The following is a 17,360-nucleotide window of genomic DNA, read 5'->3' as shown; positions in this document are numbered from 1 at the left end:
CGTGTCCCAGTCAGTCCGGGTCGGCCGACAGGGTCAGTCTGAACGACGCTTTCGTGTCGTCCCTGACCGCCGTGGCTTGCACCGGGAGTCCGTTGACATCGGCGAGCCGGTGGTGCCACGCGGTGACTCTGTAATTGTCGGGAGGCACGTTCTCGATCGTCGCCTGGCCGTTGTGGTCGGTCTTTGCGAACCAGGGGGTGTCGACGACGAGCAGGTAGGCGACCATCGAATCGTGAATGTTGCACCCCATCACGACGAGGCCGGGCTTGTCGAAGACGACCGGCTTCGCGGGCACGCCGTGATACAGATTCAATTCGAACCTTTTCGCAGGCGAAAACGAGTAGACGTCGTGCTCGAAGTTGTCTTTGTTTGGAAACTTGATCGCCGTACCGGTTTGTACGACGGACACCTTCGGCACGAATTTGCGCTTGATCTGATCGATGATCGCGGTGCCCGCTTTCGCCGGAGGCAACTTGCCGCTGACGGGCGTCGCGTAGACGATTGCGTCGGGCACGGGGGCCCCCGTCTGGTCGAGCACGGACACTTGCAGGCTCGCGGCGCTAGCTGTAACGAAGTGGCCGCCAAGTGCAAAGGCGGATATCGCGAGCAGAGCGCCCCGGCAGTGTTTAACGTCGAATTTGAAGCGATAAACGGAAGTATTCATTCGCGGTCCTGGATATCGCGGTACATCGGCGCGAGTTTCGCGAGTAGCTTGTTCTGCGCGCGAAACGGCACGCCGTTTCTGTCCATCGCGGTTTGCAGGTCTTCAACCATGGCGTCGAACGCGGCGCGGTCTATGTTCTGTCCTTCGTGCGTACGCTTCATCGTGCGGCCGGTATACGTGCACGGACCACCCAGCAGCACGCACAACTGCTCGCCCAACTTCTGCTTGATGCGCTTGACGGGCGCGCCGTCGAAATACGACGCGGTGCGCGGGTCCTTGAGCACGAGATCGTATAAATCGTCGATGATCTTCGCGAGGCCGGGCTGACCGCCGAAGGTCTGATAGAGCGAATCGTCGGCATGCGCGGGCGCGGCGAAGAGCAGCGCGGCAAGCGGCAATGCGGCACAGGCTGCGCAAGCGAAGCGCCGAAGAGGTGAACGTGTTTGTCTCATCAGAAGCCCACTTGCAGCGACGCGTATGCGCCGCGCTGATTCCGGATCGTCGCGATATCGCCTAGCGACACGTACGCGAGCGTGAGCGAAACGTGTTTGTTCGGCGCCCACGCGATGAACGCGTCATAGGCGTTCTGCTCGCGCGCGAAGCCGAGGTTGTCAGGCTTGCTGCGATATTCGGCGCCCACGGCGACATGGCGCGACAGCAGATACGCAACCGACGACTCGAATTCCGGGTGATAGGCATTCGACTTGTCGCCGCCGAACCCGAGCAGGCCAAACTGGTTTGCCTTCGTGAGGCGCAGCGTGCCGTTGAGCAACAGGCTCTGTGAGAGAAGCAGCTTCGTTGCGGACACATATAAGTCAGTGCCTGAATTGCTCTTCGCGCCGACTGCCGTCACGACGTCGCCCTGTTCGTTGTGCTTGAACTGGATGCCGGCGGCGATCTGTGGCATCCACGTGTCCTGATCGAGCACGGCATCGCCGAGCACGCGCACTTTAAAGCCGATCGTTTCCATGCCGAACCTGAAGCCCGAGCCGAGGCCGAGTTGCGCACCGGCATCACGCGTATCGAAGACCTGACGCGCAATCGAAAACTCGACGCGGTTCGCCACGCCCACGAGTGCGCCGTAGGTGTTCAATCCGAAGTCGCGTGTGCGCACATAGGTGGCGTGCGCGTTTGCGCCCACTTGCGAGGCCGTGCCATAGCCGCCGATCACGGCCCATGGTGTCAGGCCGCCGCCCGCACTGCCTTCGATTTCGGAAACTCCGCCCGTGAGCAGCAGCTTGCCGCCCGTCGTGAGAGAAGAGGGCGCGTCGGTCACGCCCGGTTCGTCGGCGCGACCGGCCACGGAGTAAATCCCTAACGCCGCGAGCAAGGCGCTAGCGATTACGCTGACAGGTGTCCTACAAAACATATATCGTTTGAATAGAGTGATTGCGGCTCACCTTGCGGCGAGTCGTTTCCCACTGTGCAGCTCGGTGCTTCACGACCTAGGGGAGAGATTTTTCGTCGCGCGTCGGATGATCGGGGCTGTGATCGATCGACGGTTCTCTGCTGACATTCCATCTATCGGCATCTCGCCGTGACAACTTGAGCGGTAATCACGCCTCAATCTGGAATCGGCCAGGCGTTGGCGAGGTGTTGCCGAACGGTTTTTCGCCAAATGAGCGCTATATGCGTGCAAATGATGATGCGCAAAGGTTTGCGCATTTAAAGGCCCGGGACGGAAAAAAAGCCTGTTTTTTTCACCCTCGGTAAGCCGGGGAGGGGTTGTTGCATATCGGAAGATCGGCTTATGGGCGAGATCGCCAGATGGCTCCGGTGCGAATACGCAGGCCGGCCGAAAATCTTCGGATAGCTATGGAGAGCTTATCAATAGCCTTTGTCGGACGAGTACATCTGTTTAACGAACTTTCCATTCCCTGACACGCAGTGCTGATCGATTGGGAATGCCTGCTATAGCCAGAATGGCCTGGCATCTGTGCGCCACCGAACGCCGCGACAGAGTTTATGGCTTTTCCGTGTTGGTTGCCGGAACGCCGGGTTGAGGTTTTGCACCCGCAAGAGGACGCCGCCCTTCAGGTGGCAATGTCGATGGATCGACTGGCTGGGCGCCTTTTTCAGCTTTAGGATGCACCCCTTGAAACGGCGGAGGCGTATCGTCAGGCGAATCGCAAAACGGCACAAACCCGCAATCGGCGCCGCCGCTTTTGCAGTGCCAGCCCCAGTGACATGCAGCACTCGCGGTGTTCGAAGCCATCGCCAGAAGAAACAGGGTTGTGGTAATCAGTCGTCTCATTGTCCTCTCCAGAAACATCGCGTCTGGCAGGTTCAGAACGCGTTTGTCGCGAAGGGCAATTATCGAAGGTGCGGAATATGAAAGAAATATTTCGCATCACGAACGGTTTGCGAAAAACAAGGTCTGGGAAGTCTTGCGTTCGGTTGTGTTACGGACTATAACCAAATCCACACCGTTGTCTAGCTCCGAATAGTATCCGACAAGACTTCTCCTCTGACGATAGCGCATGCCATCGGAAAAGCCGCGCCGGTAGCAAGGTTGCGCCTCGCCGAAAGTCCTTCGACGCATTCGACTTTAAAACCCATGCGGCGACGGTCTTTTCTGATTGCATTTGTTTTATCGCAGTAAATTGCCGCGTTACTTGTATTGCTATTTACCGGATATGGATTGGGCCCGGAAAAACTATTGCCACGGCAAATTCCGAGAGGCGATTATCTTGTCAGGTACTTCGCCGGCAAGTCCGTATTCGTATTCAACGAGGAAGGAGACACCGATGCTTATTGCAAATACTCTCGGCCGCCCATTATCACGTTCTTTGGGAGCGGTGCTTGTAGTACTCGGCTTGCATTCCATTCCCTGCATGGCGGCATGGGTAGAACAGGGGCCCGGAGCCATACTCAACGGACAAACGGAAGGACTGTCAGGCAACCCGGTGTCGGGTGCTTCGATAGCCATTGCGCCTGATTTAACTCATCCGGGCGTCGTCTACATTGGCACCGTGAATGGAGGCGTATGGAAAACAGCAAACATAAATGCTGCCACGCCTTCGTGGGTTCCGCTCACGGACCTCAAATTGCCTGCGCTCTCGATTAACTCGCTAGCTCTCAGTCCTTTGGACTCCCGTGTGATATTCGCCGGCACCGGCAGCACGAGTTCGGACGCATTCGACGGCAGCCCGGGATTCGGCGTGGCAAGGTCAACCAATGGCGGATCGAGCTGGAAGATTCTGGCGCAATCGACGTTTGCCGGACGTCGCATCAACAGTATTGTGCCGACGACCATTTCCACGAACGGACTCGGCGGACAGGTCGTCCTTGCCTCCACCTTGTTCGATGGCGGCGGCGTGTATCGAAGCACGAACGGCGGCGCGGCGTTCACTCGCGTGTCGGGCGCTTCGGGACTCCCCGATGCTGGCGTGAGCAGCCTGGTTGCCGATCCGACGAATCACATGCGCTTTTATGCCGGCGTGCCGCAGGGATTCGGCGGCGGAACTGGCGCAGGCGTGTACCGCAGTCTCGATGGCGGCGCCACCTGGTCGGTTGCAAAAAGCGGACTTTCCGCACTTGGCACGTCGGAACGGATTCTTCTTTCCGTCAGTAGGAACACGGGCGTCGTGTACGCAATGGTCATTAACGCCAGCGGGACTTTGAGTGGCGTATTCCGATCGACTAATGCAGGGGGAAACTGGACATCGATGGGCGTTCCTTCGCCTTCGATCCTTCCCGGAGAGCAAGGCATCATTCATGGTGCGATCCTCGCGGACCCCAACAACGGTAGCGTCGTCTACTTGTCGGGTGATCGACAGGATCTGCCCAACCCAAACGGCTGTACGAACTTCTCAGGCAATGTGTTTCGCGGCGACGCGTCGCTCGCTTCGCCATGGCAAAACATCGTGTGTGACGCAGCGCAGGGCACGTCGCCCCATGCCGACTCGCGCGCGATGGCGTTCGACACCAACGGCAATGTAATCCAGGCGAACGACGGCGGCGTGTACCTTCTTTCGAATCCCAATAGCGCCGCCCGTGTGTGGTCTTCTTTAAACGGCAACGTTCGCCCGACCGAGTTTCATTCAGTCGCCTACGACTCGGTTTCCCAGACGTTGATCGGTGGAGCGCAGGATACGGGAACGCCCATGCAGAACAAAAAAGGCGGCTTGACGTGGAGCGATTTTCTGCAGGGCGACGGCGGCGTTGTCGCCATCGATCTGAGCGCGTCGCATCCGGGCAACTCGATCCGCTATACGAGTTTCGACTTCCTGGGTAACTTCAATCGTTCGACCTGGAACGCCAGCAACACGCTCGTCAGCGGGCCGACGCGTGTTGCGCTGCAGATCGTATCTGGACCGGGCGCGGGCCGTACGCTCTTTCAGGCGGACCCGAACATTCAGTTCTACAACCCTTATGTACTCAACGCGATCGATCCATCCCGAATGCTGATCGGAACCGCCAGCATTTATGAATCGACCAATATGGGCGACTCTCTGGCCAACCTCGGTTTCACCGATCACTTTGTTTCGTCACTCGCATATGGAGGGCGCAGCAAAGGCCAAAACAATCCCGGCGTCTTTTATGTTGGTTTAAGCGGAACCGCCGGGCCTTTCATCCTTCATCGCGCGACATCGTCGTCCGCTGTTGTGCCGCTTAATACTTATCCTGGAAGCGCCGTGCGCAGTCTCGTGATGGACCCACAGGACTTCAGGCACGTTTTCGTGGTCGACGATCAAAGCCGGGTGTGGGTGTCGCTTAACGAAGGGACGACCTGGACGGAGATCACATTTAATTTGCATTCCCGCATTGAGGACGTCAGGACAATCGAGCTTATCCGCGCATCGACTGGCGAGAGTGAGTTTGCGTCGCCTGTTCTGGTTGTCGGCGGTCTGGGGGGCGTTTTCCGCCTTCAGGGAGCGAATTGGGTCAAGCTGAGCACTCGACTGCCCCACGGACTTGTGTCAGACCTGCATTACAACGCCACCGACAATCTTCTGCTCGCCGGCTTGCTTGGCCGAGGCGCCTGGACGCTTGCGCGCCCGCTGAATGAAACGGACGGCGAAGACGAGTCTGAGTCGGATTCTGAGTCTGGGTCTGGGTCTGGGTCTGGGTCTAACGCGACGATGAAGCAAGTGAATAACGTCAGCTCCGCGGCGCTCGAAACAACGGAAGTGCGTGCGGCTCTGACGACCCAAGGCGAACTAGTCAAAGCACCGCCGACAGTTCGACCTAACGCGCCAAAGTTGACAAAGCCTTCCGAGTGAACCGGTGAGGCGGCTGCAAAGAAGCTGAGTCACAATAACCCAGCGCGGCTTTCGCCCAACGTGCAGGCTCGTGTTTCCTGGTGAAGGAAGCACGAGCCGGGTTAATCGTATTTGTCGCGTGGTCGCGCGGTCGCGTGGTCGCCGGGCAACAGCACGGTCATTCGCCTGGCACGTCACGCTGCGGTTTGGGCGCGACTGCGATATTCGCGGTTCGAGAGTATGAGCCGGAGTCTGTCGAGCGAAAGTGGTTTAGTCAGATGGTGGTCGAATCCCGCGGCGAGAGCGCTGCATTTGTCCGACTCGGATGCGTAGCCGGTAAGCGCGATCAGCAACGTGTCGTCGAATTCCCGAACTTGCCTGATGGCGCGCGCGAATTCCAGACCATTCATCTCCGGCATGCCGATATCGACAATCGCGACGGCCGGGTGTCGTTCGGACATCAAACTAATGGCATCCGTTCCGTTGTCGGTTTTGGTGACCTGATGGCCTTCCAGCTCAATGAGCAGGCCAAGAACTTCCAGCGCGTCGATGTTGTCGTCAACGAGCAATATGTCGGCGGCTTGCGAGACCCTCACTGTTGCAGGGCGTTCAGCTTTCGCATCGTCGGGCGCGCAGAGTATGGGCAAGCGAATCGTTACGCGAGTGCCGCGACCCGCTCCTTCGCTATGGACCGAGATCGTTCCGTTGTGAAGTTCCACCATGCGCCTTGCGACGGCGAGTCCTATCCCCAAGCCTCCATCTGAACGTGAGCGGCTGCGCGCGGGCTGAGTGAAGAGTTCGAAAATATGGGGCTTGACGGCCGCGTCTATGCCGATGCCATTGTCCACGACGCTCAGCGTGACGAGTGTCGGCGGCGCGGCGTCGGAAGGGTTTTGTTCGACGCCCGCGTTCAGCGCTATCGTTCCGCCCGCCGGCGTGTACTTCGCGGCGTTCGACAGCAGATTGCCCAACACCTGAGTCAGACGCACGTGGTCCGCATGCACATGGACCGGATTATCGAGCCCGTTGATTTGAAGAACGTGCCTGCGGGATTCGATGTGATGGCTGACGGCCTTGACAGCGTCGGACACAATGTCGTTGAGCAGGGTATCCGAGTACCGGATCGCAATCTTGTTGTATTTCACTCGCGCGGCATCGAGCAGGTCATCCACTAGCGCGCGCAAATGCTTCATCTGCCGGTGTGCGATTCTCAGCACGTCAACGGCTTGCTGCTTGTCACTGCACAGGCGCATTGCCGTGGTGATCGCGCCGTCGATGGGCGTCATCGGGTTTCTCAGTTCGTGTCCCAGCATCGCGATGAACTCGTTATGCTGGCGGTCCGTCTCCTGGCCGCTGTCGCGCGCATTGACCACGGCGAGCGCCGAGCCGGCGAAAACCGATAGGTCGGTGAGCAACCTGACGTCTTCCAGGTCGAACCGGCAGGCGTTTGTGTGCGACATCACCCAGATGGCGCCCAACTGTTCGTCGTCAGCCTGAATCGGAACAACGATTCCTTCGGGAACCTCGACACCGGGCCACGCGAGGCATGCGAATTGTTCTTGCGGCCGGACAAAAAGACGCGGCGCGCCGCCTTCCAAAGTCAACCCGCACGGGCACTCGTCCCAGGCGGTGGTTTTACCCTGCAGGGCGGCACACATTCCCGATACCGCCAGCCACCGGAAGACGGGCTTGCCATCGATATCTTCGATCAGGCTGATGCCCGCGCTGCCTGCACGGCAAAGAGACAGCGCGGTATCCGCGATGGATTGCAGCAGGTCTTGCCGCGGTCCGGTTTGCGCTCGCGCGAGGGCGACGAGCGCCTGATTCTCGGCACGATGGTCGGCGGCGCGAGCGGTCCGGCCGCAGAGTGCGTCCGCGCCACCATCAACTGGATTACTCACCATAGCGACGTAGGGAAGAGAAAAACGGGTGCCGACGGTTGAAAGCTCAATGCCAGAAAGACAGGCAGACGCCGCGGGGGAATGGAGCCCCACACTACGGGACGATTTATGCAAAGTCAACGAGGGGTCGCACGGAGGCGGCCGCCTCCTGTTCACCGTGATGGGTGACGTCGGATAAGGCCGACGACGGGCTTCCAACCGGTGGGTCGAGGCGACGATCCAGCCCAGGGAAAACCTTGTACCGGTCCCGCCAAATTCGCTTTGACCTTCTTTCGATTCGAAACTACACTCTTTCGAAACAAAAGAGTTTTCTTTCGAGATCGGAGACATGCTGGCAAACAAGAGTTCCCTCAAGCGGCGGCTGCAAATCGTCGAACTGGTCCGCAAGCGCGGCGAGGTGTCGGTTGACGAACTCAGCCAGGCATTCGACGTGTCGAGCGTCACCATCCGCACGGACCTGACCTATCTGGAGCAGCAGCGCTACCTGATCCGGTCGTTCGGCAAGGCGCGGTATCTGGCGCAGAAGCTCGGGGACAACGTATTGGTGCCCGTGGCGGACGGGGCAACCCGAAAGGCGTCGGAAACCGCGATTGCGCGATTTGCCGCCGAGGCCGTCGACGACCATCAATCGCTGATGCTGGGCGCGGGCGAGATCGTCCACAAGATCGTGCCGTTCCTTTCTGACCGCTCCAATCTGGCCTTGCTGATGCAGGACATTGGGATGGCGCAAACGGCACAGCGGTTTCTGCATTGCGAGCTGTTGTTGACAGGAGGGCAGCTCGAAGCGGGCGCCTCGGCGATGACGGGCCCCGACGCCGAGGCCTCGCTGACGAGGCGATCCATCGACCTTTGTTTTCTGGAGGCCTCCGGGCTCGACCGCGACGGCAATCTGCTGTGTGCGGACCCCGGCGTGGCGCGCGTGCTTGAAGCCGCGCGGCGCGCGGCCAATCGAACGATTGTGGTTGCGTACCAGCCGCAACTGAACGAGCGGGACGGTGAAGTGATCGCCAATGTGTCCGACATCGACGCGCTGCTGATCGATGACGGAATCGATCCACCCGTCATGGAGCTCATGCCGCGCAAAGGCCTTCAGCTTCATCGAAGGGAAAGCGGAATTCTGGAGTTCCGCAAATCCAGCAGCTAGCGTTGCCCGCGAGTCGATAGGCGCTTTCATCTTCGGCGTCATCGACACGCGTATGAATTTGATGAGCACTGCGTAGTTTAATCAACTGATCGAAAAGGGGCGTCGTCTTTTCGTCGCCGTTTGCATCGAAGTCAAACGAATAAGCGCCATGGCTAACACTGAACTGCATCGCGCCGGCAAAGCCGGCTACATCCTGACGATGGGCGAAATCCTGGTCGAGATCATGGCCACCGAGCGCGGGCAGTCGTTCCGTCAGCCCGGCGCCCTGATCGGTCCGTACGCGAGCGGCGCACCGGCGATCTTTATCGATCAGGCCGCGAAAGTGGGGAGCCGCTGCGCGATCATCGGCTGCGTCGGCGATGACGACTTCGGCGCACTCAATGTCGAGCGCCTGCGCGCGGACGGTGTGAATGTCTCGGGAATCTCCGTCATCAAAACCGCTACGACGGGCAGCGCATTCGTCACCTACCGCGAAAATGGCGAGCGCGACTTTATCTACAACATTGCAAACAGCGCCTCGGGGCACCTGTCGGTCGGCAACATTCGCGACGATCTTCTGAAGCAGTGCGGCCACTTTCATGTGATGGGTTCGTCGCTTTTTTCATTTCGCATTATCGAAGCGATGAAAAAGGTCATAGAGACCGTGAAAGGACACGGCGGCACGGTGAGCTTCGACCCGAACATCCGCAAGGAGATGTTGCGCATTCCCGAAATGCGCGAGGCGCTCGACTTCATTCTGGACTACACCGATGTATTCCTGCCGAGTGGCCACGAAGTGATGCTGCTCGCCAGTGCAAGCAGCGAGCGCGGCGCGGTCGAGGAGCTACTGAAGCGCGGCGTGCGTGAAGTGGTGGTCAAGCGCGGCAAGGACGGATGCAGTTACTACGATGGAACGACTGAGTTGAATCTGCCGGCGTTCCCGGTCGAGGAGGTCGATCCGACGGGCGCGGGCGACTGCTTCGGCGCGACGTACATCGCCTGCCGCGCTCAAAGCTTCGGCGTCGAAAAGGCGCTGAGCTATGCGTGCGCCGCTGGCGCTCGGGCAGTGACGTTTCGCGGGCCGATGGAAGGCACCGCGACGCAGGCCGAACTCGACGCATTTATCGCGAACCCTTCGGAGCAACATCATGGCTAATGTCGTGTTCCGCCTCTCAGGCGACGAGGGCGCGGCGAACAGGCTCAAGGGCATCTATTCGATTTGCTCCGCGCATCCGTGGGTGCTGGGCGCAGCAATGAAACAGGCGCTCGACGACGGCACGCCGCTCCTGATCGAATCGACATCGAATCAGGTTGACCAGTTCGGCGGCTATACGGGAATGAAGCCGGCGGATTTCGTGCGCTTCGTCTATCTGATCGCCGATCGCGTCGGTCTGCCGCGTTCGAGATTGATACTCGGGGGTGACCATCTCGGACCCAATGCATGGCGCAGCCTGCCCGCGAAGGAAGCCATGCAACGCGCGGAAGCGCTTATCGATGCTTACGTGTCCGCCGGCTTCACGAAAATTCATCTCGACACCAGCATGAGTTGCGCAGACGATCCGGCGCGTCTCTCAGATGATGTCGTCGCCGCGAGAGCCTCGCGCCTGTGCGCAATCGCCGAAGCCGCTGCCAGGCGCGAAGGCAGAAGCGAAAAACCCGTGTACATCATCGGCACGGAGGTTCCGGTCCCCGGTGGCGCTGCCGAAGAACTGGCCACCGTGGAAGTCACGCATCCGGAAGCTGCCCTGGATACGGTGGCGATTCACCGCAATGCCTGGCGAGAGCGCGGGCTCGATCATGCCTGGCAACGCGTGATCGCCCTCGTTGTTCAGCCTGGCGTCGAGTTCGATCACACGAAGGTCGTGGACTACCAGCCTCAGCTTGCCACGAAGCTTTCCGGCGTGCTTGAACAGTTACCCGGCATGGTATTCGAGGCTCATTCGACCGACTATCAGAAGCCGGAATCTCTCGCCGTGCTGGTGCGGGACGGATTCGCAATTCTGAAAGTGGGCCCAGGCGTCACCTTTGCCCTGCGCGAAGCACTCTATGCGCTTTCCGACATCGAGGCCGAACTCGTTGCTCCGGACGCAAGGTCGAACCTGCGTGACGTGGTCGAAAGAGTCATGATCTCGAAGCCCGGAAACTGGGAAAAGTACTATCACGGCGACGATCAGGAAAAGCGGCTGCTGAGAACTTATAGCTATAGCGACCGCGTGCGCTACTACTGGGCTGACCCTGAAGTCGATGCGTCGGCCCGGAAGCTCATCGGCAACCTGACGTCCCTGACCATTTCAGAGAACCTGCTCAGTCGCTTCCTGCCGGCGCAATACTGGCAGTTCAGGCGTGGGCTGATCGACGCGTCGCCGATGAGCCTGATCCAGAGCAAGGTTCGCGAAGTCATCGGCGTGTACGCCGCCGCATGCAAGGCATGAAGCGCATTCCATTCAGAAGAGCGCGCCGAAAGCCGCAATGAAACACGACCGGGCTACCCGGCATTGAGCGCGTTGTGCGTTCGACAGCCGATCATTGCGCTCGCGTCGACATTCTATTGATCCACGGTGGCAGAACACCGTTCTACAAGAGCTGCAAAAAGCCGGGTGGAGCGGAGAAACACAGTAGTCCAAATGAACTGGAAGAAACAGATCAACGGAGACAGACATGAAGACGAAAGCCTCAACCCGCCGCGCGGTCATCCGCCAGGCTGTACTCGCCGGTGTCACGATTGGCGCAGCACAATTCGCCAGCGCGGCGAACGTGACGATTGCGACGCTCAACAATCCCGACATGCTGGAGTTGAAGAAGCTCTCGGCAAATTTCGAAAAGGCGAATCCGGATATCAAGCTCAACTGGGTGATTCTCGAAGAGAACGTGCTGCGCCAGCGCGCGACCACCGACATCACGACAAACAGTGGCCAGTTCGACGTCGTTGCGATTGGCACGTATGAAGCGCCGCAATGGGGCAAGCGCGGCTGGCTGGCGTCCATGACCGGTCTGCCGGCCAGCTACGATCTCGACGATGTCGTCAAGACCGCGCGTGACGGGCTGTCTTCGAACGGCCAGTTGTGGGCCTTGCCGTTCTATGTCGAAAGTTCGATGACCTTCTATCGCAAGGATCTGTTCGCGGCAAAGGGCCTCAAGATGCCGGATCAACCTACCTACGACCAGGTCAAGGAATTCGCCGACAAGCTGACCGACAAGGCCAACGGCGTGTATGGCATCTGTTTGCGCGGCAAGGCGGGTTGGGGCGAGAACATGGCTTACGTCTCGACAGTAGTCAACACGTACGGCGGACGATGGTTCGACGAGAACTGGAAGGCGCAGATCGACACGCCCGAATGGAACAAGGCGGTCACTTTCTATTCCGACCTGCTTAAAAAAGACGGCCCTCCGGGAGCCAGTTCAAACGGCTTCAACGAGAACCTGACGCTGATGTCGTCGGGCAAATGCGCGATGTGGATCGACGCGACCGTCGCGGCCGGCATGCTTTATAACAAGGCACAGTCGCAAGTCGCGGACAAGATCGGCTTCGCCGCCGCGCCGATTGCAACGACGCCGAAGGGATCGCATTGGCTTTGGTCGTGGTCGTTCGCTGTACCGAAGACCTCGAAGTCACAGGACGCCGCGAAGAAGTTCGCCGAATGGGCGACGTCGAAGGAATACATCGACCTGGTGGCGAAAGACGAAGGCTGGGCTTCGGTTCCGCCGGGCACGCGCAAGTCGACCTACGCCCGACCGGAGTACAAGCAGGCTGCGCCGTTTGGCGAGTTCGTTCTGAAGGCGATTGAAACTGCGAGTCCGAATGATTCGACACTGAAGAAGGTGCCATACAGCGGCGTCCAGTTCGTAGGCATTCCTGAGTTTCAGTCATTCGGCACCGTCGTGGGCCAGTCCATTGCCGGTGTCGTGGCCGGGCAGACGGACGTGGCGTCGGCGCTGAAGGCGGGAAATGCCGCCGCCGATCGCGCGGTTCGTCAGGCCGGCTATCAAAAGTAAGCCTGGAGCGTGCTCAGGATGCGGGGCGCTGGCAAGCGCCAGTGCCGCCGCGAATTCCTCGACCGTCAGTCGCTCGCGCCGCCCTAGGAGCCTGGATAATTATTGCCCGGTCAGTAGCTTGTCGAAGTCGCGATCGAGCCCGGCCAATGATGAATCGATCTTCGCGCGCTTCTCTTTCACCCACGCGTCCTGTTGCGCGAGCTTCGCTTTCGCTGCAGTCAGCATGCGCTCCATCTCAGCCGGTTGAGGGCCGCCGACGGTGCGCCTGTTGTTGACGATCGCGGCCGGATCGAGCGTCGAGCGAAATTCCTCCTCGCTCATCGGAAGCACGCCATTGCCGTAGCCGCCGGTGGTGTCGGCATAGATTCGCTGCGCCTGATCGTAGGGGAAATCGCTCGGCTTGATATCGTGCGCTCTCGCATATTCCACGACCTCCGACGCAAAGTGGTGCCCGAGTCTGAAAGGCAGCTTGTATTTCCGCATCAACACGTCGGCGACTTCCTGCGATGCGGTCCAATCGCTATTCAACTCGTCCAGTGCCCGGCCCTGATCGATCACCAACGCGCCGAGGATCTCGTCCCACTTTCGCAAGACGCGAATGGCGCTGTTCACCATGTCCTTGTTGTCCCTGACTTCCTTTGCATCGGGCATACCCGGCGGCAGATTGTGTGCGCGAATGACCGGGCCCATGGCGAGCGTGATGGCTGTCGATGCATCGGCGCGCGTCGAATTCAGCAGACCCGGATTGCGTTTCTGAGGCATGGCGCTGGAAACGTAGGTGTTGTTGCCGCCCTCCTGAAGCAGAATCCACGGACGCGGCTGCGCATATTGCGTCATGACGTCTTCGATAAAACTGCCCGCATGAAGCGCGATGCTCGTGACGATCGAGCCGACTTCCACCGGATGATCGACGGCGGCGATCTGATGGGCATCGTAGGCGTTATCAAGGATGTCGGCGAAGCCCAGATACCGCGCCATGCGAGAACGGTCCAGCGGCCAGCTCGTGCCGTTCAGAACCGTTGTGCCCATCGGGCACAGATCGATGCGCGCGTACGCTTCGCGAATGCGTTGAGCGTCCCGATCGAGAGCCGCGGCGTAGCCGAGAAGATAGTGGCCGTAACTGTTCGGCTGGGCGGCGACGCCGTTGGTGTAATTCGGCACGATGGTGCGCTCATGCTTCTGGGCGAGCGTCACGATCGTCGCGGACGTCTTGTTCAGCTGTTCGGCGAGGCGGAGCATGTCGTCGCGCATGATGGCCGCGCGATAGGTGGCATGCATGTCCTGGCTCGAGCGTCCCGCGTGCAGGAGCGTGACATCCATTCCTGCAGCCTGAATCAGCAATGGCTCGAACGTGATGACGGTGGAAGGGCGCTTGCCGCCGGGCTGATTGCCATCATGAAGAACTTTCGAGAGCCCTGCCGCGATGCCGGGCGCCAACTTCTTGTCCAGCAAACCCTCCTGGGTGTTGATGACCGCGGTAGCCTTGTTGATTTCGCCAAGCCAGTAAAACTCGTCCCGGTTGGTTGACTGCTGGGCGCTTGCGGGCAATGCATGGAGAAGAACAGCGAAAGCGAGCGGTACTAGCTTCATTTTGAACATGGTCTCGATCGTCCTTGTCGCTCCGGCAGGAAAAACCTGTTTGAGTCGTCACCGCACTCGGAGCCGAAAAGCATTTTAGTTAAGGCCGCACCCGGATATCGGCTCATCCTCGCGAATAACGGCATCGTCGGCGGAAATCTTAAAGCTTTTGGGCGACGGCATCGATAATGCGGGTTCCAACGCGTTCGACGCCCTGAGCGGCAAGCTCACTGCGGACCTCCGTGGATGCGTTTGTCTTCATCCGGCATTGGGAAGTCGCTCAGATTCAGGTTCGCCGTGCAGCACATGATCGAGGGCGATGCGTCATCGCGCCCGCTCATGAATGACCTCGATCAGAACCGGGCGGCGAACTCCTTCGCGCGATTGCACGGGAAATGAGTCAGGTGGCCCGCCTCGGTGGCGACGAATTCGTTCTTCTCGTGGAGAATGCGCGCAGTGACGGCGAGCTGCATGAACTGGCCGCGGATCTGGTCGATGTTTGATTTATCGCGAACGGGCGTTTTTTTAATGCCGGCGGATCAGTATTTTTTACTTGCGCACGAGCTGCCCGGATTATCGTGGACGGGTATTGTCTGACTTATACAAAATACGCATTACTATGATGTAAATTGCGCGCTCCTTTTGGTAGTATCAGCAGAATCATGGGAAAGCGGGCGCGGCTGCGTAAAAGAGGATTGCGAGATTCCAGATGCAGATGACGAGAAATCGAAAATGCTGAATGTTCTTCTGGCCTGTTTAGCCATTAGCTGTAAACAGCACCGGATAAATGACTGACCGCCGGTGGCCGTTAAAGCCTGCGAGATACGCCGGAAATACATTTCGGGGCAGCGGGAATATCGGCAGCCCGGTCCCACGCAGTTTGCATGACAACAGCACAATAATATTTCCTGAGAGACGACATTCATGAAGTGTCCGCCCATACTGGCCAGTGAGGAACTGAGGCTTGAGGCGCTATCCGCATATGGGCTGTCGGAGGATCAGGCATTACCCGATCTCGATCCCGTAGTCCGGATCGCCGCGCGCGTACTCGATATGCCGGTCGCGGCCGTGAACATGATCGCGAGCGACCACGTTTTTCTGGCCGCAAGCACCGGCCTCGATGACGTCGATGTCGATCTGCGTCGCGAAGTGTCCTTCTGCGCACACGCCATCGCACAATCCGGGCTCATGGTCGTGCCGGACGCCACGCTCGACGAGCGTTTCCATGACAACCCGCTGGTCAGCGGCCCCGCCGGGATACGCTTTTATGCCGGCATACCTCTTTTCTCCCCGCAAGGTCACGCGGTGGGAGCACTGTGCGTAATCGACCGGAAACCTCGCGCGCATTTCACGCGCGACGAGCAGGCGCGCCTGCGCGACCTGGCTCAAATGGCTGCCGACAGACTGGAGCTTCGCCGTGTCGAATTTTCGACCCAGTCGGCAGAACACGAAGACGACAAGCCGGCTTTCCAACCATCGCCCGCGGTTGATCGGCTGAATGACGAAGATGAACTTCATCGTCTGGCCAACACCGACATTCTCACGGGACTGGCCAATCGCCTGTCCTTTTATCGCCGTGTCGAAAGCAACCTCGCGCGAGGATCTCGCGCGGCGATCGTGCTGGTCGATCTCGACGGCTTCAAGGACGTGAACAATGCACTTGGGCACGTGGCGGGTGATCGTCTCCTTTGCGAGGTAGGCCGCCGTCTCAAGAACGTCGTGGGGGCGGTCGGTACGGTGGCCCGGATCGGCGGCGATGAATTCGCCATCCTGCTCTCAGATCCTCCCAGCCACGAACACGCGACGCGCGTGGCCCGCGCGGCGATCGCCAGCATCGACGCGCCAGTCATCGTGGACGGGGACGAGGTCCGGATTGCGGCCAGTTGCGGTGTGGCGTTTGCGCCGTTCCATGCGCGTGAGGCATTTGAACTGGTCAGCAACGCGGACCTGGCTCTGGTCAAGGCAAAAAGCCTTGGCCGCGGACAGTCGTTCGTGTTCGTTCCCGAACTGCGAACCGAAGTGGTCGCGCGCCGGCTGAACCTGGTCGAGTTGGACCGGGCCGTCAGCGACAGCGAATTCGTGCTGCTTTACCAGCCGCAAATCCGTCTGTCCGACGGCACGTTGACTGGCGCGGAGGCGCTGATCCGGTGGCGGCACCCGCAGCGCGGCGTTCTTTCGCCAGCCGCGTTCCTGCCCGCGCTGGAGAGCGGGCCGCTCGCCGCGACGGTGGGGACCTGGGTGCTGGATCAGGCCTGTGCCCAGGCTGCGCTATGGCGGCGATGGGGCGCGGAGCACTTCCGCATGGGCGTGAATCTCTTTAGCGCGCAGCTTCACGTGGGCGACCTGGCCGGCGAGGTCCTCTCGACGCTGGAGCGGCACGGCCTGCCGCCCGAAGCACTCGAAATCGAAATCACCGAGCACACTGCTTTTGACGACGACCAACACGCGCTGGAAGCCCTGCAGCGGTTGCGGCAATCCGGCGTGGGCATCGCCTTTGACGATTTCGGCACCGGCTATGCGTCGCTCAGCTCACTCAAGCGCTATCCCATCACCCGCCTCAAGATCGACCGCTCCTTTGTTCACGGCATGCTCGATGCGAATCAGGATGCGTCCGTCGTTCGCGCCATTCTCGGGATGGCGGACAGCTTCCGGGTGCAGACAATCGCTGAGGGTGTCGAGAACGAAAAGCAGCGGGACGCCCTGACGGACCTCGGCTGTGAGGAGGGCCAAGGCTATCTGTTCGGCCGGCCGCTCTCCGCGTCGAAGTTCGCCGGCATCTTCGGGATCGCGCCGCCGCTTCCCTTATCGCAAGATCGCCTTTACGCGGAAGCAGACAACGCCAATCCTTCGTGAACGTCCGAGGCAGTGCGCCGAGCGACCGGGTTGCCAGCGAACCC

The 17,360-nt window shown here is 59.8% G+C and carries 12 protein-coding genes; 6 read left to right on the top strand and 6 right to left on the bottom strand.

Translation table 11 applies throughout. The features are described from left to right. Nucleotides 1-10 precede the first annotated feature (10 nt). From VOM14_RS08710 to VOM14_RS08695, 4 genes are all read right to left on the bottom strand, one after another. On the bottom strand, nt 11-664 hold the full coding sequence (locus VOM14_RS08710) for a methylamine utilization protein (protein ID WP_327628320.1): 654 nt from the start codon (nt 662-664) through the stop codon (nt 11-13). Beyond that, nucleotides 661-1,116, bottom strand: coding sequence for a group I truncated hemoglobin (locus tag VOM14_RS08705; protein WP_327628319.1), 456 nt, complete (start codon nt 1,114-1,116; stop codon nt 661-663). Before VOM14_RS08705 ends, VOM14_RS08710 begins: the two co-directional genes overlap by 4 nt. Next, nucleotides 1,116-1,967 (bottom strand): DUF3034 family protein, encoded by an 852-nt coding sequence (locus VOM14_RS08700; protein ID WP_327628318.1) that lies wholly within the window; start codon nt 1,965-1,967, stop codon nt 1,116-1,118. The genes VOM14_RS08705 and VOM14_RS08700 overlap by 1 nt, the downstream gene beginning before the upstream one ends. A gap of 660 nt (nt 1,968-2,627) precedes the next feature. Further along, on the bottom strand, nt 2,628-2,918 hold the full coding sequence (locus tag VOM14_RS08695) for a hypothetical protein (protein WP_327628317.1): 291 nt from the start codon (nt 2,916-2,918) through the stop codon (nt 2,628-2,630). A 493-nt stretch (nt 2,919-3,411) separates the two neighbouring features. On the opposite strand from VOM14_RS08695, the gene VOM14_RS08690 reads away from it, so the two are divergent. Further along, nucleotides 3,412-5,889: a sialidase family protein gene (locus tag VOM14_RS08690; protein ID WP_327628316.1), complete on the top strand. Its 2,478-nt coding sequence runs from the start codon at nt 3,412-3,414 to the stop codon at nt 5,887-5,889. A 173-nt stretch (nt 5,890-6,062) separates the two neighbouring features. Here the strand turns inward: VOM14_RS08690 and VOM14_RS08685 are convergent, their stop codons facing one another. Further along, the gene (locus VOM14_RS08685) at nt 6,063-8,111 is read right to left on the bottom strand and encodes a hybrid sensor histidine kinase/response regulator (RefSeq protein WP_327628315.1); all 2,049 of its coding nucleotides are present in this window, start codon (nt 8,109-8,111) and stop codon (nt 6,063-6,065) included. On the opposite strand from VOM14_RS08685, the gene VOM14_RS08680 reads away from it, so the two are divergent. The 4 genes from VOM14_RS08680 to VOM14_RS08665 all read left to right on the top strand — a co-directional run bounded on the left by VOM14_RS08680 (nt 8,098) and on the right by VOM14_RS08665 (nt 12,885). Next, the gene (locus VOM14_RS08680; RefSeq protein ID WP_327628313.1) at nt 8,098-8,913 is read left to right on the top strand and encodes a DeoR/GlpR family DNA-binding transcription regulator; all 816 of its coding nucleotides are present in this window, start codon (nt 8,098-8,100) and stop codon (nt 8,911-8,913) included. The two genes, VOM14_RS08685 and VOM14_RS08680, sit on opposite strands and share 14 nt — an antisense overlap. 148 nt (nt 8,914-9,061) lie before the next feature. Beyond that, entirely contained in the window at nt 9,062-10,048 is a 987-nt protein-coding gene (locus tag VOM14_RS08675; protein WP_327628312.1) for a tagatose kinase, read from the top strand. Further along, on the top strand, nt 10,041-11,324 hold the full coding sequence (locus VOM14_RS08670; protein ID WP_327628311.1) for a D-tagatose-bisphosphate aldolase, class II, non-catalytic subunit: 1,284 nt from the start codon (nt 10,041-10,043) through the stop codon (nt 11,322-11,324). Before VOM14_RS08675 ends, VOM14_RS08670 begins: the two co-directional genes overlap by 8 nt. A gap of 226 nt (nt 11,325-11,550) precedes the next feature. Then, nucleotides 11,551-12,885: an ABC transporter substrate-binding protein gene (locus VOM14_RS08665; RefSeq protein WP_327628310.1), complete on the top strand. Its 1,335-nt coding sequence runs from the start codon at nt 11,551-11,553 to the stop codon at nt 12,883-12,885. Between the two features lie 99 nt (nt 12,886-12,984). Here VOM14_RS08665 and VOM14_RS08660 read toward each other — a convergent pair whose 3' ends face one another. Beyond that, complete coding sequence (locus VOM14_RS08660; protein WP_442955524.1) at nt 12,985-14,475, bottom strand: argininosuccinate lyase; 1,491 nt, start codon at nt 14,473-14,475, stop codon at nt 12,985-12,987. 912 nt (nt 14,476-15,387) lie between these two features. On the opposite strand from VOM14_RS08660, the gene VOM14_RS08655 reads away from it, so the two are divergent. Further along, complete coding sequence (locus tag VOM14_RS08655) at nt 15,388-17,316, top strand: putative bifunctional diguanylate cyclase/phosphodiesterase (protein WP_327628308.1); 1,929 nt, start codon at nt 15,388-15,390, stop codon at nt 17,314-17,316. Nucleotides 17,317-17,360 lie beyond the last annotated feature (44 nt).

Source organism: Paraburkholderia sp. MPAMCS5, assembly GCF_036016995.1.
Classification (GTDB): Bacteria; Pseudomonadota; Gammaproteobacteria; order Burkholderiales; family Burkholderiaceae; genus Paraburkholderia.
The sequence above is the reverse complement of the archived record's forward strand: the minus strand, read 5'-3'. Positions and strand labels throughout refer to the sequence as shown.